Annotated in this window: 18 protein-coding genes and 2 pseudogenes; 13 read left to right on the forward strand and 7 right to left on the reverse strand. The window is 64.8% G+C overall.

Annotated elements, in window-relative coordinates:
* Positions 1–516 precede the first annotated feature (516 nt).
* Positions 517–777, forward strand: a complete 261-nt coding sequence (locus FHR04_RS19810; RefSeq protein WP_139404911.1) for a cold-shock protein — start codon at positions 517–519, stop codon at positions 775–777.
* Between the two features lie 132 nt (positions 778–909).
* Here the strand turns inward: FHR04_RS19810 and FHR04_RS21120 are convergent, their stop codons facing one another.
* Complete coding sequence (locus tag FHR04_RS21120) at positions 910–1,074, reverse strand: hypothetical protein (RefSeq protein WP_170214048.1); 165 nt, start codon at positions 1,072–1,074, stop codon at positions 910–912.
* Here FHR04_RS21120 and FHR04_RS19815 point away from each other — a divergent pair.
* On the forward strand, positions 1,066–1,413 hold the full coding sequence (locus tag FHR04_RS19815) for a winged helix-turn-helix domain-containing protein (protein ID WP_139404912.1): 348 nt from the start codon (positions 1,066–1,068) through the stop codon (positions 1,411–1,413). The genes FHR04_RS21120 and FHR04_RS19815 overlap by 9 nt on opposite strands.
* A 100-nt stretch (positions 1,414–1,513) precedes the next feature.
* Here FHR04_RS19815 and FHR04_RS19820 read toward each other — a convergent pair whose 3' ends face one another.
* From FHR04_RS19820 to FHR04_RS19825, 3 genes and pseudogenes are all read right to left on the reverse strand, one after another.
* Positions 1,514–2,080 carry a transposase gene (locus FHR04_RS19820; RefSeq protein ID WP_417323663.1) on the reverse strand — a complete coding sequence of 189 codons (567 nt, stop codon included), beginning with the start codon at positions 2,078–2,080 and terminating at the stop codon, positions 1,514–1,516.
* 81 nt (positions 2,081–2,161) lie between these two features.
* A pseudogene (locus FHR04_RS21745) lies at positions 2,162–2,377 on the reverse strand (helix-turn-helix domain-containing protein); the annotation flags it as partial.
* 48 nt (positions 2,378–2,425) lie between these two features.
* Positions 2,426–3,142, reverse strand: coding sequence for an ISL3 family transposase (locus tag FHR04_RS19825; RefSeq protein ID WP_139404914.1), 717 nt, complete (start codon positions 3,140–3,142; stop codon positions 2,426–2,428).
* 99 nt (positions 3,143–3,241) lie between these two features.
* On the opposite strand from FHR04_RS19825, the gene FHR04_RS21750 reads away from it, so the two are divergent.
* Positions 3,242–3,751: an IS630 family transposase gene (locus tag FHR04_RS21750; RefSeq protein WP_139404915.1), complete on the forward strand. Its 510-nt coding sequence runs from the start codon at positions 3,242–3,244 to the stop codon at positions 3,749–3,751.
* Here the strand turns inward: FHR04_RS21750 and FHR04_RS19835 are convergent.
* Positions 3,638–4,279 carry a hypothetical protein gene (locus FHR04_RS19835; RefSeq protein WP_139404916.1) on the reverse strand — a complete coding sequence of 214 codons (642 nt, stop codon included), beginning with the start codon at positions 4,277–4,279 and terminating at the stop codon, positions 3,638–3,640. The two genes, FHR04_RS21750 and FHR04_RS19835, sit on opposite strands and share 114 nt — an antisense overlap.
* 106 nt (positions 4,280–4,385) lie before the next feature.
* A complete protein-coding gene (locus tag FHR04_RS19840; RefSeq protein ID WP_139404917.1) occupies positions 4,386–7,196 on the reverse strand; it encodes a hypothetical protein in 2,811 nt (936 codons plus the stop codon).
* A 264-nt stretch (positions 7,197–7,460) separates the two neighbouring features.
* Between FHR04_RS19840 and FHR04_RS19845 the strand changes: the two genes are divergently transcribed.
* Complete coding sequence (locus FHR04_RS19845) at positions 7,461–8,378, forward strand: Gfo/Idh/MocA family protein (RefSeq protein WP_139404918.1); 918 nt, start codon at positions 7,461–7,463, stop codon at positions 8,376–8,378.
* Positions 8,375–9,361 carry a Gfo/Idh/MocA family protein gene (locus FHR04_RS19850; protein ID WP_139404919.1) on the forward strand — a complete coding sequence of 329 codons (987 nt, stop codon included), beginning with the start codon at positions 8,375–8,377 and terminating at the stop codon, positions 9,359–9,361. Before FHR04_RS19845 ends, FHR04_RS19850 begins: the two co-directional genes overlap by 4 nt.
* A 195-nt stretch (positions 9,362–9,556) precedes the next feature.
* Here the strand turns inward: FHR04_RS19850 and FHR04_RS19855 are convergent, their stop codons facing one another.
* Positions 9,557–10,684, reverse strand: a complete 1,128-nt coding sequence (locus tag FHR04_RS19855; RefSeq protein ID WP_139404920.1) for an N-acetylneuraminate epimerase — start codon at positions 10,682–10,684, stop codon at positions 9,557–9,559.
* A 259-nt stretch (positions 10,685–10,943) separates the two neighbouring features.
* Between FHR04_RS19855 and FHR04_RS19860 the strand changes: the two genes are divergently transcribed.
* From FHR04_RS19860 to dppD, 8 genes and pseudogenes are all read left to right on the forward strand, one after another.
* A complete protein-coding gene (locus tag FHR04_RS19860) occupies positions 10,944–11,678 on the forward strand; it encodes a FadR/GntR family transcriptional regulator (RefSeq protein WP_139404921.1) in 735 nt (244 codons plus the stop codon).
* A 49-nt stretch (positions 11,679–11,727) separates the two neighbouring features.
* Positions 11,728–13,260, forward strand: coding sequence for an ABC transporter substrate-binding protein (locus FHR04_RS19865; RefSeq protein WP_139404922.1), 1,533 nt, complete (start codon positions 11,728–11,730; stop codon positions 13,258–13,260).
* A 95-nt stretch (positions 13,261–13,355) separates the two neighbouring features.
* The gene (locus FHR04_RS19870; protein WP_139404923.1) at positions 13,356–14,306 is read left to right on the forward strand and encodes an ABC transporter permease; all 951 of its coding nucleotides are present in this window, start codon (positions 13,356–13,358) and stop codon (positions 14,304–14,306) included.
* A gap of 31 nt (positions 14,307–14,337) precedes the next feature.
* Positions 14,338–15,225: an oligopeptide ABC transporter permease gene (gene opp4C, locus FHR04_RS19875; protein WP_139404924.1), complete on the forward strand. Its 888-nt coding sequence runs from the start codon at positions 14,338–14,340 to the stop codon at positions 15,223–15,225.
* Positions 15,226–15,348: 123 nt separating this feature from the next.
* Positions 15,349–16,290: a dihydrodipicolinate synthase family protein gene (locus FHR04_RS19880; protein ID WP_139404925.1), complete on the forward strand. Its 942-nt coding sequence runs from the start codon at positions 15,349–15,351 to the stop codon at positions 16,288–16,290.
* The gene (locus tag FHR04_RS19885; protein WP_139404926.1) at positions 16,283–16,957 is read left to right on the forward strand and encodes an N-acetylmannosamine-6-phosphate 2-epimerase; all 675 of its coding nucleotides are present in this window, start codon (positions 16,283–16,285) and stop codon (positions 16,955–16,957) included. The genes FHR04_RS19880 and FHR04_RS19885 overlap by 8 nt, the downstream gene beginning before the upstream one ends.
* Positions 16,950–17,819 carry an ROK family protein gene (locus tag FHR04_RS19890; protein WP_139404927.1) on the forward strand — a complete coding sequence of 290 codons (870 nt, stop codon included), beginning with the start codon at positions 16,950–16,952 and terminating at the stop codon, positions 17,817–17,819. The genes FHR04_RS19885 and FHR04_RS19890 overlap by 8 nt, the downstream gene beginning before the upstream one ends.
* Positions 17,816–17,964 (forward strand): annotated as a pseudogene (dppD, locus tag FHR04_RS21530) (dipeptide ABC transporter ATP-binding protein DppD); the annotation flags it as partial. The gene FHR04_RS19890 and the pseudogene dppD, both read left to right, overlap by 4 nt.

The following is a 17,964-nucleotide window of genomic DNA, read 5'->3' on the forward strand; positions in this document are numbered from 1 at the left end:
GGCGCGGAACAGCTGTGCCATGCGCTGCGGTGGAACCTGCCCGAGTTACCTGAGTTGGTCAGGCTACTGAGCACGCCGTTTCACGCATCAGGAGCGGCTTGAAGCTAAGATGTCCGGTACAGAGGAATGACACCAGAAAAAGACAACGGCATGCACTTGCCGATTCTCCTCCCAATGAAATTCCATGGAGCGATTATGCCGTGAGCAACGATAAAAAAGCAAGCGAGTCGCTCCGCGACTCGGCTTCACTGACCCCATGTCTAAAGCCAGGGGCTTGCGTGAAGCATTTAGTCACAGACTGAGGGATCGCCCTTCGTGCCGCTTGACTGCGTCCAGTACGTCATTTCCAGCGAAGGGTCAGGTCCTGGGAGACCGACCGAGGGGAGACCCTCACACTGAGTGCAACCACGATGTGCGCTATACTCGTCACGAGTGTTCTTTATTTCGGATTGACCCCGAGGTGCTCCAAATTATCCGCTCGGGGCCTTTTCGTATTTGGAATTCAAGGAGTCGAACATGCCCGTAGGTACAGTGAAATGGTTTAACGCAGAGAAAGGCTTTGGCTTCATCGAAACACCCGGCAGCCCGGACGTGTTCGCGCACTTCAGCGCGATCCAGAGCAGCGGCTTCAAGAAGCTGAACGAAGGCGACGAAGTGGAATTCGAAGTCGAAGAAGGACAGCGCGGCAAGGGCCCCCAGGCCAAGAACATCGTGGTCACGAAGGCTGGACCTGCCACTGGGTTTAGCGACCGCCCTCGCCGCGACGATCGCTGGTAATTGAACCAACCTCTCAAACTGGAGAAGGGAGCCCGCAAAGGCTCCCTTCTTTTTGGCGGATTGATTAGCGCGGGGCGCAAACTTGTGACTTCAGTCGTGAGTAATACGGACTCCGATTAAAAAGTGTAGAATTCAAGGATCAAATCCTTTCATTCTTCCGTTGAACTTCAGCACTCCGCTGCCGACTTCTGGGGCATCTTCCGGGCCAGCACCTGCGCTGTTGAACGGCGCAGAGCACAGTTTTTCGCGCTTCTTGCCGAAGGCAAGAGTGAGACTGAACTTCTGGCGTTGACTCAATATTCCGTCTCGGGTGCGCGCAAAGTCCTGCATCGGTATCACACCCTGGGGTTGGACGGTCTGGGGGATGGCCGCGCCGACAATCTAGGCGCGCCCACGGTCTTGACCGAGGCGGAGCAGCAACAGTTCGCCGCCCGTCTGCGCGGGGATTTTGACCAGGGCATCGTCTGGAGCGGCAAAATGGTTCAGGACTGGATTCGGGAGCACTTTGGCAAAACGGTGTACCTGGGCCGCACCTATGAGTTCATGCGACTGGCCGGGTTCTCGCCCCAGCGTCCACGCCCCCGACATGTCGGGGGCAACGAGGCCGACCAGGAAGCGTTCAAATCAAAATCCTAGTGGAGCGGCTTCGCGCAGCGGAGCGGCTCCACCCTCACGTCTGCATATGCTGGCTAATCCGGCACCCGCCGGGTCACCCGCAGCTTCCGTGCTGGGGATGTCAAGCCAGCAGAACTCGACACTTCAGCAGATCGAGATTCGCCCGGCCATACATCTGCCGTTTGATCAGCTTCAGCCGATGAACCTGGCCTTCCGTCTGTCCATTGCTCCATGGGGATTCAATCGCGCCGCAGATCGCTGCGAAATCCTTCTTAAAACTGCGCCCCAGTCGTTGGATTTCCATCATGCCGCTGTCCAGCGCCGCCTGGATCCAGCTCGCCAGCAGGGCCGAGCCTGACGTGGGGGCCTGCCGAAGCAGCGACGTGAGTTGCTGGATCAAGGCATACGTCGCCTGACCCTGTGGCCAGCGGTCCACCAGGAGGCGCAGCCTCCTGGTCATCTCCGGGGTCAAACGGTCTGGGTCCAGGGTGAACAGCCAGGACACCTCGCGGACCCCGAGCCGCTTTTCCCGCACGGGGGTCAGGCCCGGTTGATCCGCTGTCGCTGGTGGTTCGTGGCCTTCGCGCAGCCACGTCACGTACGCTGACACACCGCTGAATGCACCCTCATAGCCCTGCTGAACCAGCGTGTCGTAGATCTGGGTCACCGTCCATTCCCGCTGCGCCATGCTTGCCCGGATCAACGTTGCGTGCCGGGTCAGGCTGCTGGGCGGCGTCTGCCGTATCGGAAAGCCTTCACGCCTCAGCCACTCAGTCACCGTACTCCGGGCCAGTCCCACCTGTCGGGCAATCGCACTGAAGGTGTGTCCTGCGGCGAACAGCCTGGCCACCTGTTCATATCGCTGAGCCCGTTCTGCCCGCCGGGCCACGACGATCCGTAACCGTCCCCGGGTTGTCGTGCGACGCGGCTGGGCCGCTGGCAAGGCCAGCGGCCTCTCGGGCAGGGGGACCAACGACGTTGGCATGGAATCAGGAGATTCACGCAGCTGATCCCGGTGGTGTCGCAACCAGGCCTACACGGCCTCGCGGATGTTTCCGAACAGATGGAAACGGTCCGCGATCTGCTGAGCGTCCGGTGCGCCGGACGCGGCCCCACGCGCGTAGTCTCCCGAGCGGTCCCGGCTGATCACCTCGACGCCGGGATGGTTCTGGAGCCACTGTGTCAGTGTGGCTATTTCACGGTCTGGCAGCAGGTCCACTACCCTGTGGCGCTCCAGGTCAATCAGGATCGTGCCATACGTCTTCCGGCGGCGAAAGCAGAAGTCATCGACGCCCAGGACTCTGGGCGTGGTGAATGAGGGCAGGGGAAGACGACGAAGCAGTCGCAGCAGGGTATCGGCGCTCGTGACTTCCCCCAGGATCTGAAGCAGTCGGTGGCCACCTTCTCCGCCAACTTGCAGAGCAATCTGGCTCTGACGCTGGGCCAGTCGACAGGTGCGCTGGGCATGCGGTTCAAGCCAGTCGGGCCAGCGCTCCGCGAAGGTCACACAGCCACAGGCCGGATTCAGGCAGCGGAAGCGACGCGTGTGAACGAACAACGTCACGGGGCGTTGTCCGAGGGCGAGATCCTGCGGCCGACGAACGTAATGGCTGTGAATATGGGCACTCAGGTGCTGACAGTGGGGACAGGGGCGGTGGGAGGATTGATCCTGCACCCGCAGGATCAGATGTTCGCCGTCCTGAACGGATTCCAGCAGCTGCCACGAGTCGGGGAGGAAGGAAAAGTCCATCCCTCAGTATTCGGCTTGGGCTGCCCCCAGCACGGAAGCTGCGGGTGACCCGCCGCTGGCCGGATTACACCAGCGTATGCACACGTCTCGTTATGGGCCATGGATGAACATCGCATTGGCCTCCAACCCATCACGCGGCCCGTCTGGACACCCACGGGCCACCCCGCCACCCGGCCCGTCGAGCCACGCTATGAATGGCTGTATCTGTATGCCTTCGTCTGTCCTGAAAGTGGCGCCAGCCAGTTCTGGCTGGTGCCAGAGGTCACCAAACGCGCCTACCAACTCGTCGTGGCCGCATTCGCGGCCAGTCTCGGGGCAGGGCCAGATCATCACATTGTGCTCGTTGAAGATGGTGCGGGGTTTCATGTCCCTCCACTGGAGGGACATCCCCCTGGCCTGGAGACGGTGACCCTGCCACCCTATTCGCCAGAATTGCAGCCGGTGGAGCGCGCCTGGAACTTGACGGATGAGCCACTGGCCAACCGATGTTTTGAATCACTTGCTGAACTCCAGGAAGCACTCGGTGAACGGTGTGCCTGGCTGGAAACCCAACCCGATCTCATCACGCAACATACCCTGTTCCACTGGTGGCCTCTCTGTACGAATTAATCGGAGTCCGTATAATACGGATTCCGATTGAAAGGTGTTGAAAACACCTGGAAATCCGAGCGAAGCGAGCAGGAGAAAAACGGGTTCCGGACGTGGAGTGGAGGAATCGGCGCTCTCCCGATTTCTACACGGAATAAACGGAATCCGTATAAGTCCCGTGTCGGCCCGCCAGGGCCGACCTTGCTTTTGTTGCACTTGTTCGTCGTTGGTTTCATGCGCTAAGCATCGGATGCGACCACTGGCCAGATCAGCGTGATCTTGACGCAGCTTGGTCCATTGGACTTTGTACGACGTGGCCACCTGACGCGGGGCGTTGCAGGCCATCTGAGACGGCAAGCCGAACTTCGCGCGCAGGTCTTCATAGACCAGCGTCTGAAGCCGCATGCCTGCCGAGAGCTTGTTGTTGGCAAAAGCAATGCCAGACGTGTAGTTCAGCGCGTCCCGGTAGGCCAGCGTGACGGCGTCCAGAGCGATTTTCTGCTCCGGGCTGTGCCGCAACTTGAGCTTGGCGGTGAGCGTGATCTTCACAAAGAGGAAGATAATGCACAATGTTGTGAACAGTCAAAGCAACAGATGCCTGACAAAAAGCAAGGCCGTCCTGCGGGCGGCAGCGCTATCCCTCCCACGACTGAAGTCACGGGACTCCCGCCCTTTCTTGAAGCTGCAGCCACGCCCGCGCCACCGGGTCCGAGAGCAGCGCCACCTCCACCCACTCGCCCTCCGAGTTGGCGGCCAGTTTCACACGCACCTTCAACGCCGGGTTCAGCACGTAAAAGCCCTTCTGCACGCGCTGCCACAGCTTGCGGGCGGGGATGTAATTGCTGTCTACCTCGGCCCGCGCCATGACGTGATTGAAGTACGAGCGCTTGCGGCGGGCCTCGCGCAGTACGGAGAATGGAAAGAATTCCAGATTGGTTTGCAGGGCGTCCACGTAAAAAGCCTCGCCTCGCCGGTACAGATCGCTGGGCGTCAGTTCCGGGTGATGCAGTTCGGAAGTGTAGCCGGGCCACTGCGCGAGCATTACGCTCAGGAAGTAAAACTCCGCGCCCTCGTGGCCCAGGCGCACCAGCCGGTCCCCCACCAGCACGTCCAGCGCGCCGGGCCGCACCCGTTCGTACACTGGCCCCAGACGGGTTCGCGCGTACTCCACGTCCTGCATGGCTGTTTCCAGCGCCAGCATGTGCGGCGTGCGCCCGAACAGATCGGTCTGGGTCACATCTGCGCCGCGCTCCAGCAAGGCGTCGATCAGGGGCAGGTTGCCCGCCAGCACCGCCAGCATCAGTGGGGTCAGGTTCTCGGGGGTGCGGTAGTCCACGCCGTATTTATCGGCGTCACCCAGGACGGCTCGCAGGTTGGGATCCGCAAAAGCCTTGCGGTGCTTGTCCAGCACGGCCTGACGCTGAATCTGGCGGTCTTTTTCGTTGTTCCGGAGGTACGACTGCGCGGGCTTGATCTTGAGATCCCTCATCTCCTCCAGCAAAGCCCCGGTGCGGTTGAGCAGCGCGTAATCCAGCAGGTTGCGGGCCAGCTTGGGATCGCCTGGCCTGGCGCGAACCTCGGCCTCCATGCGGCGCAGGGCATCGGGAGTCCAGACCTCCCAGGGCACGTCCCGCTGCATGAGGATGCGGCGGCGGATGTCCCCGGCCTGCTCCTTCTTGCCCTGCAATTCCAGCTTGCGGGCCTCGCGCTCCCAGTCGTCGCGGCTGGCCTGCCTGACCCGCAGTTGCTCGGCCTCGTTGCCCAGCGTCACGCCCAGCAGCCCCAGCAACGGATGACGGGTGTCGCTTTCTACCAGAATCACGCGGTTCACAGCGCGGGTGACAGCCACGTACAGCGCATTGACGTAGAACTTGTAAATTTCCAGCGACTTGTCTGACTTGTCCCTGGCGCGGCTGTATTTCAGATCGTCTTTCTGAAGGTCTTCGGCGGTCACACCCTCCACGATCTCGCGGTAGGTGGCCCGCTGAGAGCTGATGAAATTGCTCAGGATGATGTTGGGGTATTCCAGCCCCTTGGCCTCCTGCACGCTGAACACCAGTGGCGTCCCAAAGGACCTGCGGGCCTCGCCCTTGTCCTCGTCGCGCAGCACCAGCACCGCGTAATCGGTGCTGCCGCGCGTCTGCTCGTCCAGATGCCGTTTCACGCGCGCGTCGTCGGGCAAAAAGGTCACGCTGCCCGGATCGTCGGCCACCGCGTGCACCAGAAAGTTGCTTTCCCGGTCCACGCTGCCGAAGCGGGCGTGCTTGATCTTGAGCAGGGCGTTCGCCACCCGCGTCACCTGCGAGGCGTTGCGGAAATTGGCGCGCAGCACGTTGATGGCCTGTCGCTCGGCCAGGGCCGGGTCTTTCCACAGCAGCGTCTTGACCGCCGCCCACGAGAAGAAATTGGGATGCACGATCTGGTTGCTGTCGCCGCACAGCAGGAACTGTCCCGGCACCTTCAGCGAGGCCAGGATCAGCGCCAGTTGCGCCGCCGTCAGATCCTGTACCTCATCCACCACCACGAAGTCGTAGTCCGGCGTGGCCGACTTGAGATAGCCCGAGGCCACGATGCTGGAGTCGTACAGCCGGCTGTCCGTGAGCCAGCTGAGGTACTTGCCGAACAGCTCGTACACCTGCGGGCGGTGTTCGGCGTCGTAGATGGATTGCCGCACCCCCAGATTCAGGTACGCCTCGCGCGCCAGCGGGCCTTCGGGGGAACTGCTCAGGACGCCACGAAACTCCTCGAACAGCTGGTGGGCGTCGGTGAATTTCAAACCCGGCTGCCGCGAAAACCAGCCCCGGAAATCCTCGAAGGTGACCTCGCGCCCCGGCGGCACCCGGATGGTGTCCAGATACTCGCGGAACGACAGGAACTGCACGTCCTGGGCCTCGTTTTCAAAGCCGTGGGCGGCGTACAGGCCCGCCGCGCTCTGGGCCAGATACGGCGAGAGGGTCACGTACAGCACCTGCCCCGGCAGCTCGCGCAGTTTCTGCAGCGTCAGGGCGGTCTTGCCGCTGCCCGCCGACCCCACCAGGATCACCGGGGCCGGGGTGCGGTAGACCTCGTCCTGGGTGTCATCGAAGGAAATCACCTTGTCCAGCAAGTGAAATTCGCTGCGGGTTGGATGCAGGTAGCGCAGCGGCTGAGCCTCGGCCTGCGCCTCATCCGGCGACAGATCGGGCAGTTTGGCCTCGTCAATTCGCGCCCCACGCAGAAACCGCGATTTCTCGTAGGCGTGCTGATGGATCACTTCCAGGGCCAGACACGCCGTTTCCGGCCCGTGCTTCACGAAGGTCAGCAGCAGGCGGTTGGTGTCGTCCAGCCGGGCGCGGTAGTAGTGGCCCTGGGCCAGTTTCTTGACATCCGGGGTCTTGAAGTCGTCGCGTTCGATGGCCTCCTGCACTTTCCTGAGCTGCTTCTTGACACGGCCCGAGTCCAGATCGCGGTAGGTCAGAAAACGCATGGGGACAGTGTAGAGAATGACCGGGGAGAGTGTGATCTGCGCCAGCCCGAGCCAATTCCCATGACTGGGCTGGCCCCAAAAGTTGGACGGCTGCGAGTGGGCCGATCCTGAAAACCTGTCCGGGTCAGGAAGGAGCCTCCGACGGGCGAAAGGTCGGTGCAATCCTGGCCCGGAACGCGCTGGGGGCGAGATTTTCCAGCGAGGAAAGCGATCTGAAATCATGATCGTCAGCAACAAAACATCAGATATCTGATAACCTAGCCTATGCAGATTGCCCTCCTCGATCACGGCCACTGGCACCGTTCCATGTACCTGCAGGCCTTTGAGGCCATTGGTCAGCCTTTCTGGAACGGTTCTGATGCGGCACAAACCAACCTGGAGGTGATGCTGAGGAGCCGCCCCGAGCTGGTGGTTGTTCTGGGAACGCCGCAGGACATGCTGCGTGAAGTCGAGGGGTGTATCGAAGCTGGCGTGGCGGTGGCAGTCGAGAAGCCGGTGGGCCGCCATGCCGCCGAACTGGAGCCTCTGGCCGCGCTGGCCCGGCAACAGGGGGCCTTCGTGACCGTGGCGCAGCCGCATCTGCTCGGAGGGTTCTGGGACGTCTGCACGCCCGAAGCGGGAGGGCCACTCTCTCACCTGCGTTTCCGGCTGGTCAACGGCTCGCCGGAGCGGTACGCGGCCTGGGGCGTGCCCTGGGTGACGCACCCGGACGTGGCAGGCGGCGGCGCCTTGCGAAATCTGGGCATTCACGGGATTGGCGCTTTCCTGAAGGCCACGACTGGAGAAGTTCAGGTGCAGTCCTGCGTCCTGAGCCGCCGGCTGTTCGGGATGGAGACCGAGGAGTATGCCGCCGTCACCCTGTCGGCTGGAGGCGTGATCGGACACATTGAGGTGGGGTATACCGTGGCCGTGGACGACGCCAGCGACTTTGAGTTGAGCGGGCACCGCCGGGATCTAAGCGTGCGCGACGACGGGCAGGCGCTGACCGTCTTTGACCGCCGCGCTGGTCAGACCCGGGTGCAGCCCGTTGTGCCCCTGGCCCGCCGCTACGAGCTGTTCGCGGCCGCCACCGTGCAGGCCATCCAGACGGGCGGCCCGGCTCCCCATTCCCTGGACGATCACCTGGCGGCCATGCGCGTGATCGACGCCTGCTACGCCGCCGCCACCTGGGCGGACGCATGAGGGTGGGCATTCTCGGCGCGGGCTGGTGGGCCGATCAGCACGCGCAGGCCCTCGCCACCCTGGAGGGGTTTGCGGTCACGGGAGTCAACAGCAGATCGCTGGACACGGCCGCCGCCTTTGTGGCCCAGCACGGTGGACGCGTCCATGCTGATGCCCGAGCCCTCCTGGCTGCCCCGGATGTCGACGCTGTGCTGATCACCGCGCCGCACGAGTACCACGCCCCGCTGGCCCTGGAAGCTCTTGCCAGCGGCAAACCAGTGCTGCTGGAAAAACCCGTCGCCACGAACTCTACGGAGACCCACGCCGTGCTGGACGCCGCGCGGAACGCTGGGGTGCCGTGTCTCGTCGGCTTCACCAGCCATTACTTCCCCGGCTTCAGCCGGGCCAAACAGATCATCGACAGTGGCGAGCTGGGCCGCCCCCTGAGCGGACAGAGCGTGTTCCAGAAACGCTGGATGGAGGCCAACCGCCGCGACTGGCACCTGGACCGTAAGCGCGGCGGCGGGATGCTGCTGACCGCCGGCATCCACGCGCTGGACCGGTTGATGTGGCTGATGGACCGGCCCGTGCAAGCGGTCAGCGCGGCCATCGGCACCCACCTCCACGAGCAGCAGGCCGACGATCTGTCCAGCATCTTCCTGCGGTTCCAGGGCGGCGGCGCGGGCATGGTGGGCAGCTTCGGTTACGCCCAGGGCGGGCCGATCAACGCCACCACCCTTCTGTGCGAGGGGGGCAGCCTGCGGATCACGCCCGACAGCCTGGAGCGTGGCCAGAACGACGGTTGGACTGCTGTGCCGCTGAACCTCCCGGACCACCTCACACTCACTGCCTTGGCGCAGGAATGGCTGGAGCTGCGTGACTGGGCCGAGCGGGGTGAGCGGCCCAGGGTCACGCCCGAGTTCGCCGGTTCAGTGATGGACGCTGTTTTTGCCGCCGAGGAGTCCGCCCGCCAGGAGCGCGAGATCTCGCTGACCCGAACCTAGACTGAGCCTGCGCTTTTTCCCCTCGCCCCTGGTGGGTGACCCGTGAAGCTGCGAAGCAGAGGGAGGCGTGTAGCGCCGGAAGGGTGAGGGGGCCACCCGGCCAACCCTACATGCCGGCAACTCGTTTCAGTCCCGCATCAGCCCATGAAAAGGGCCAACCGTCGCCACAGTTGGCCCCCCTCCACAGTCTTTTGCTCAGTCCTTGATCTCCACGGTGTCGCCCTTCAGGGTGATGGACATGACCTTGGGGCTGGCGTCGCCGCCCTGCACCTCGCCGCCGACCAGAATGACCTCGTCGCCGCGCTGGATGCTGATGCCCGAAGCCTGGGCCTGGGGCAACTGGCCCACCACGCTCCACTTGCCGTCGCGCAGCGCGTAGATGTCGCTCTGCCAGGTCTTGGTCAGGCCCTGGTGGGCGTACTGCACGCCGCTATTAAACTTGGCGGTGCTGCCGGGAAAGTTGGCCCCGCCGGCCACCAGCACAGCGCCCATGCTGGAACCGGTGTAGGCCCCCGCCACGCCTTCTTGCACTGCGCCGTTTGCCCCGCTGGGCAGGTTGGGCACCTCGCTCCAGGTCACGCCGCCGTCCTTCACCGTGGCGCGGCCCGCCTGAGCCGTGCGCAGACCGGGCTTGATCTCGCCGCTGACCACGGTCAGGACGTCGCCCTGAAGGCTGATGGCGGCCCCGGCGCGGCCCGTGAAGGGCGCGGTGCCCAGCGACTGCCAGGTGTTGGTGGCCGGGGTGTAGCTCTGGACTTCCTTGCCGAAGAAGTAGTCCTGGGGGCGTCCGCTGAAGTACGCCAGGGCCACGGCGTCGCTGGCGGCCTTGTCGGTCCCGGCGGCGGCGATGTCGCTGAAGTACCCGTTGAAGATGTTGCGGTTGACGCCGCCGAACAGCAGGATGCGGTCACCCTGGGCCACCGCCGTGCCGCCGCCGATCTCCATGGGCGCGCGGGTCTTGAGTTCCTGCCAGGTGTTGCTGGCCGGATCGTAGGCGTGCACCTGGTTAAAGACCGAGGTCGTGGCTTCCGGCGTGGGCTTGCCCAGGCCGCCGAACACGTACAGCTTGCCGTTCACCACGGCGGCGGACGCCTGATCGCGGGCCGCGCTGGGGAAGGCGGCCACTTCGGTCCAGCCCTTGGCGGCGTCCGACAGGTTCAGGGCGTAGAACTTCTGGCCCGCCGTGCCCAGTCCAGCGTAGATGGTATTGCCGATCAAGCCGCCGACGCCGTTCTTGATGCCGGTGGGCAGGTCAGGGTAGGTCTGGGTCTGTGCGGCGGCGGTGGTGATCAGCAGTGCGGCAAGTAGGGTCACGGTCTTCATGGGGCCTCCAAAGGGGGGAGAGACGGCGGACACGGACACCAGAGCGGGCCGGTCCTTAGATATCTGATATCTGACTTGCGGTGAGATGGACTGTACTTGGGATGAGCGTCAGCTGTCAAGTGCGCCGTTCTGCGTCCTCTGAACTTCTGTGCGGTTGACAACTCCTCCCCCTTCACGTAAGCTCAGCCTACCTATCAGATATCTGATGTCAGATTCACTCCTGCACTGGACTGGCCTGGCATCGCCCACAGGAGGTTTCATGGCTGCCCGCATTCCCGCATACCGACAGGCCCAGACGGCCATCAAGCAGTACATCGAGGACCACCACCTGCAACCGGGTGATCCTCTGCCGTCTGAAGGTCAGCTGGCCAAAGACATGGGCATGAGCCGCCTGTCGCTGCGCGAGGGCGTCAAGACCCTGGAAGCGGTGGGGATTCTGGAGGCGCGTCAGGGCGAGGGCATCTACGTCAAGGCGTTTACCTTCGACAGCATTTTTGAGAATCTGCCGTACTCGTTTGCCAGCGACGGCCAGTCCCTGCGCGATCTGCTTCAGGTCCGCACCGCGCTGGAAGAGGGGCTGGTGGGCATGGTCGCCAGTCAGGTCTGCCCCGAACAGATCGGAGAGTTGGACGCCCTGGCCCGGCAGATGGTTCAAAAAGCCTGCGACGGTCAGACCTTCGAGGACGAGGACCGCGCGTTTCACCTGACGCTGTACCGCCCGCTGAACAATCCCTTTCTCAACCGGCTGGTCGAGCTGTTCTGGGAGGTGTTCCGCCGACTGCACGGCAGCACGGGCGTGACCCACTGGAACCTGGAACAGACCGCGCAGGACCACGTCGCCATCGTCGAGGCGCTGCGGGCTGGAGAAGCAGAGCAGCTCACGCAGGCCATGCACGGCCACTTCCGGCAGATCAAGGAACGCCTTGATCCTCAGAACTCTCCCGACGCCCAGACCCCAGACCCCCCCCAACCACGCCAACCGGTCCACAAGTAACGCCCATCCGTCTGCCGTCCCTTCGCCCCGACTCTGACAGGAGATCATCATGATGAAACGTTCTTTGCTCGCCCTCACCTTCGCCCTCTGCACCCTGGGCAGCGCCTCCGCCGACAAGGTGATCACCGGAGCCTTCGACCAGGGCCCCGGCGGCGCACCCGGGCAGTTCAACCCCCTGACCAACACGGCGGGCTTCACCTGGCTCAACAAGTACTTCTCGACGCTGGTGCTGTACGATCCGGCCTTCAAGAAGATCAGCGGTGACCTGGCCTCGTCCTGGACGGTGGCCGACGGCGGCAAGAAGTACACCTTCGTCCTGCGCGACGGCGTCAAGTGGCACGACGGCAAGCCCTTTACCTCCGCCGACGTCAAGTTCAGCCTGGACCTGGCCAACAACCCGGATTCCGGCAGCGGCTTTGCGGCCAAGTTCGGCAACATCACCAGGATTCAGACGCCCAACGCCCGCACGGTGGTGCTCACGCTGAGCAAGCCCAACGCCGCGCTGCTCGACGCCATGACCAACTTCATGATCCTGCCGCAGCACGCGCTGGGCAAGATTGCGGCCAAGGACCTGCGCAACTCGGCGTGGTGGCGCACCAGCCCGGTCGGCACCGGACCGTTCAAGTGGAACAAGCTGGTTCCCGATCAGTACGTGGAACTGGTGGCCAACGCCGACTACTTCCGGGGCAAGCCCAAGGTGGACCGGCTGGTGAACCGCTACTTCAAGGAGCAGGCGGCGGCGGTGGTGGCCCTCAAGAGCGGCGACATCGACTTCTCGTACCTGACGCTGGACGACACCAAGACCTTTAACGGCAGCGCCGTCAAGATTCTCGAGGGCTCCTCGCAGGTGGCCAACTACCTGGGCTTCAACAACGCCTCGCCGCTGCTCAAAGACGTGCGGATCCGGCAGGCCATCTTGCAGGCGATCGACCGCGACACCATCGTCAAGCAGCTGTACGGCGGCGGCGCGGAAATCGCCAACTGCCCGGTGACCAACAGCAAGTACGTGCCCAAGGGCATCAACGCCTACGCCTACAACCAGGATCAGGCCCGGCAACTGCTGAAGGCGGCCGGCTGGGACAGCGGCAAGTCGGTGGAAGTCATCACGTACTACTCCGATCAGCTGAGCAAAGACGTGCTGGTGACCCTGCAGCAGATGCTGGGACAGGTGGGTTTCAAGATCGCGCCGCGCTTCGTGGACGTGCCCACCTACAACCAGATCACGGGCGGGAGCGACTTCACGATGGTCTACGCGGGCATCGGCAACGGCCCCGATCCCGACACGCTGTACCCCAGCATGCACTCGGACTTCATCCCGCCCAACGGCACCAACCGCATGAAAGTCAGCATTCCCGCGCTGAACAAGCTGTTCGAGCAGGGTCAGGAAACCACCTCGGCGTCCACGCGCACCAAGGCGTATCAGGACATGTGCGCGCTGGTGAACAAGCAGCTGCCCTGGGACGTGCTGTGGAGCGCCAAGCGCTTCGGCGGCGTCAGCACCAAGCTGAGCAACTTCATCTGGACGCCCGCGCCCGCCGGGGGCCGCTACGACGACAAGGCCTACCTCTGGGACACCAAGTAAGACGCGCAGGAGCGCCGCGGACAGGGGTTGACTTGTCCGTGGCGTTTTTTCTGCTGTCCCGGCGTCCTTGTGCACCACTGTAAGGAGTTGACCGTATGGGCCTGTATACCCTCCGCCGCCTGCTGATCAGCATTCCGCTGCTGCTGGTGATCAGCGCCGTGGTCTTCACGCTGCTGCAATTTACCCCTGGCGATCCGCTGGACGCCTACATTCCCCCCGATCAGGTGCTGAGCGCCGAGCAGCGCCAGATTCTGAAGGTGGATCTGGGCCTGGACCAGTCCAAGCCGGTGCAGTACTTCAAGTGGCTGGGCCGCGCCGCGCAGGGCGATCTGGGCTACCGCATCAAGAACGGCCAGCCGGTGATCGAGGAGCTGGGCCGCCGCCTGCCGCCCACGCTGCTGATGGGCCTGGGCATGACCGTGGGGGTGACGCTGGGCATCTTTTTCGGCATCGTCGCGGCGGTCAAGCGCTACACGCTGCTGGACAACACGCTGACCTTCCTGGCGTTTCTGGGCATCTCCACCCCTGCCTTTCTGGCCGGCTTGCTGGGCATGTACGTCTTCGCCCTCAAACTGGGCTGGTTTCCCGCCGGGGGCTATCAAACGCCGGGGGACGGCGGGGCGCTGGACATCCTGCGGCACCTGATTCTCCCGGCCATGATCCTGTCGGTCACGTACATCGCCATTCTGATGCGCTACACCCGCTCCAGCATTCTGGAAGTGCTGTTTCAGGACTTCGTGCGCACCGCCTCGGCCAAGGGCGTCCCGTCGTACCGCGTGATCAGCAAGCACGTGCTGCGCAACGCGCTGATTCCGGTGGTCACCGTGATCGGGGCCAACGTCGCCAACCTGATCGGCGGCGCGGTGTTCCTGGAGAGCATCTTCTCGTGGCCCGGCACCGGGCAGCTGTACCTGGACGCCATCGACTCGCGCGATTACCCGATGATCATGGGCACGACGCTGATCCTGGCGATCATCATCCTGCTGGCCAACCTGATCACCGACCTGATGTACGGGCTGATCGACCCCCGGATTCGCTACTCATGACCATGATTTTCAAGATGGGGAGGATGAACCCATGACCGCCACCGCTCCTGTCAAGCCCGAGAAGGTCAGCGTCAAGACGCCGGGCAGCATGGCCCTCAAGCGTTTTCTGCGCCACCGGCTGGCCGTCGTCGGCCTGATTCTGCTGAGCGCCATCGTGCTGCTGGTGGTCTTCGGCCCGCTGATCGCCCGCTTCGGCCCCGACGAGATTGACCTGCTCAACCGCAACCAGCCGCCCGGTGGGGCGCACTGGCTGGGCACCGATCCCACCGGGCGCGACATCTTCGCCCGCACGCTGTCCGCCGGGCGCGTCTCGCTGATGGTGGGGTTGTTCAGCACCCTGATCTCGGTGGTGGTGGGCACCACGCTGGGCGCGCTGGCCGGGTATTTCGGCGGCTGGGTGGACAACCTGATCATGCGCTTCGTGGACGTGGTGATGACCTTTCCCAGCATCGTGGTGCTGCTGACGCTGGCGGCCATCGTCGGCCCCGGCATCGACAAGACCATCATCATCATCGGGCTGCTGGGCTGGCCGCTGGCCGCGCGGCTGGTGCGCGCCAAGCTGCTCTCGGTGCGCGAGCTGGACTTCATCTCGGCGGCCACCGCGCTGGGGGCCAATGACCGCCGCATTCTGCTCAAGCACGCGCTGCCCAACGTAGTGGACGTGCTGGTGGTGTTCGTCAGCCTGGGCGTCGCCAGCGCCATCCTGACCGAAGCGGGCCTGAGCTTCCTGGGCCTGGGCGTGCAGCCCCCGCAGGCCAGCTGGGGCAACCTGCTGAGCAGCGCCCGCGAGATCAACATTCTGGAAGCGTACGTCTGGCAGTGGATGCCGGCGGGGTTGCTGATCATCCTGACCGTGCTGGCGACCAACTTCCTGGGCGACGGCCTGCGCGACGCGCTGGACCCCAAGGCCAAGCAGTAGGGCGGGGCCGCATTCTCTCCATCGGAGCTGCACCAGTCCGATAGGGGAGAGGGCAACTCGCCGAACGCCAACTCCTCTGACCAGTCCTCCACCCTTCGCCCCACTCTCCTCCCGAGGTTTCCCATGACCACAGCTGACTTTCCCGCCAACCTGCACGGCATCATTCCCCCCGTCGTCACCCCGCTGACCCCCGACTTCCAGGTGGACGAGGCGTCCCTGCGCCGCGTGATCAAGCACCTGCTGGACGGCGGCGTGCATGGCCTGTTCCTGCTCGGCTCCACCAGCGAGGTGGTCTTTATGGACGCCCCGCAGCGCCGCGAGGTGTTGCGCATCGCGGTGGACGAGGTGGCCGGGCGCGTGCCGCTGCTGGCGGGCGTGATCGATCCCACCACCGACCGCGTGATCGCCCACGCCCGCGACGCCCGCGAGGCCGGGGTGGACGGCCTGGTGGTCACTGCGCCGTTCTACGCCCGCACCAGCCAGGCCGAGATCGTCGAACATTTCCGCGCGGTGCACGAGGCCGTCGGCCTACCGATCATGGCCTACGACATTCCAGTCTGCGTGGGCATCAAGCTGGAGCGCCCCACCCTGCGCCGGATGCGCGAAGAAGGGTTGATCGTGGGCCTCAAGGACAGCAGCGGCGACGACACCAACTTCCGCCTGCTGGCCCGCGAGTGCGCGGATGACCCCGAGTTCCGCCTGTTCACCGGCTCGGAGCTGATGGTGGACACGGCGTTGATGGTGGGCGCACACGGCTGCGTGCCGGGACTGGGCAACGTGGACCCGGCGGCCTACGTGGCCCTGTACGACGCCGCCCAGCGCGAGGACTGGCGCGCGGCCCGTCAGGTTCAGGAACGCCTGATCCGGCTGTTCGCGGTGGCCTTGCAGGGCACGCCGCGCACCAGCGCCGGGGCGTCGGGCGTGGGCGGCTTCAAGGCCGCCATGCGCCTGCTGAACCTGATCACGCACCACCACATGAACCGCCCCAACCTGCCGCTGAACGATCAGGAAATGGAGCGCGTGCGGGCCATTCTGGAGGCCGAGGAGCTGCTCGTTCATGCCTGACCTGGCGGTGCTGGACGCACTGAGGGGCGGCCTGATCGTCTCGTGTCAGGCCAACCCCGACTCGCCGCTGCGCGACCCGTACATCATCGGGCAACTGGCGCTGGCCGCCGAGCGGGGCGGCGCGGTGGGCCTGCGGATTCAGGGCTTCGAGGACGTGGCGGCGGTGCGGGCGGTGACGGGGCTGCCGATCATCGGCCTGACCAAGACGGACCGCGACGACACCGAGGTCTACATCACCCCCACCGCCGCCGAGGGCGTGAAACTGGTGCAACTGGGCGCGCAGATCGTGGCCTTCGACGCCACCTCGCGCCCCCGCCCCGAACCCCTGACGGAGATGTTCGCCGCCGTCCACGCGGCAGGCGGGCTGGTCATGGGCGACATCAGCACGCTGGACGAGGCGCGGGCCGCCCTGGACCACGGCGCGGACATCGTCAGCACCACCCTGAGCGGTTACACCCCCTACAGCCGCCAGCTGGCCGGGGCGGACTGGGAACTGATGCGGGAGCTAAGCGACGCGGGCCTGTCCTTCGCCGCCGAGGGCCGCTTGAACAGTCCGGCGGACGCGGCGCAGGCCATGGGTCTGGGGGCGAGTTTTGTGGTGGTGGGCAGCGCCATCACGCGCCCAGACGTGATCACAGGCTGGTTCGCAAAAGCCGTCCATGCCTGAACGGGCGGCCCCGGTCCTCGCGGTGGACATCGGCGGCACCACGACGCGGGTGGCCGTGGTGGAGGGGCTGTCTCTGCACTCGCGGCGGGAGATGCCCACCCAGGCCCACGACGGCCCCGAGCGGCTGCTTCAGCGGCTGGGCCAGCTGATCTCCGAGGTGCAGCCTCAGCCGGAGACGGTGGCCGTCGCCTGCACTGGACGCGTTCACGGCGGCGGTGTGTCGGCCATCAACACGGCCACCATGCCCGGCTGGCTCAACATTCGCTTGCAGGCCACGCTGAGCCAGACCCTGGAGGCTCCCGTCACGGTCATCAACGACGCGCGGGCCGCGACGCTGGGGGAATGGCACGCCCGGGGTGCGCCCGCGTCCGGAAATTTCATGTTCGTCACGGTCTCCACGGGAATCGGCAGCGGCGTGGTCCTGGGCGGCCACCTGAACGACCCGCCCGGCGGACGGGACATCGGGCTGGGCTTTGCCCGTGGCCTGAACGGTGCGCCGCTGGAAGACGGTTCGTCCGGCAGCGGCCTTCGGGCGGTGGCCCACGCGACCGGGTATCCGAACGTCGCGGCCTTGATGGACGCGGCGGAGGCGGGCCATCTCCCGGCCCAGGCGGCCCTGCGCCTCCCCCTCACGGCGCTGGCCGACCGACTGTGGGACGCCCACTGCCTGCTGGGCCTCCACACCATCTGCCTGGGCGGCAGCGTGGGCCTGCGGGCCTTCACGGCTAACGTGGTGGGCCAGGTGCTGGGCACCGGGATGGGCGCAGGTGGGGCACCGGAGCTTCAAGCCGCCAGGCTCGGTGCCGACGCGGGCCTGATCGGCGCGGCCGTCTTTGCGCGGCAACAGGAGAAGGGACTATGACCCATCACAATGAAACTTTGCTGGCCGTGAACGGCCTGAAGACGTATTTCAACACCGACGACGGGGTGGTCAAGAGTGTGGACGGGGTGACCTTCCACATCAACAAGGGCGAGACCCTGGGCGTGGTGGGTGAATCCGGCTCGGG

It is taken from the genome of Deinococcus radiopugnans ATCC 19172, from assembly GCF_006335125.1.
Taxonomy (GTDB): domain Bacteria; phylum Deinococcota; class Deinococci; order Deinococcales; family Deinococcaceae; genus Deinococcus; species Deinococcus radiopugnans.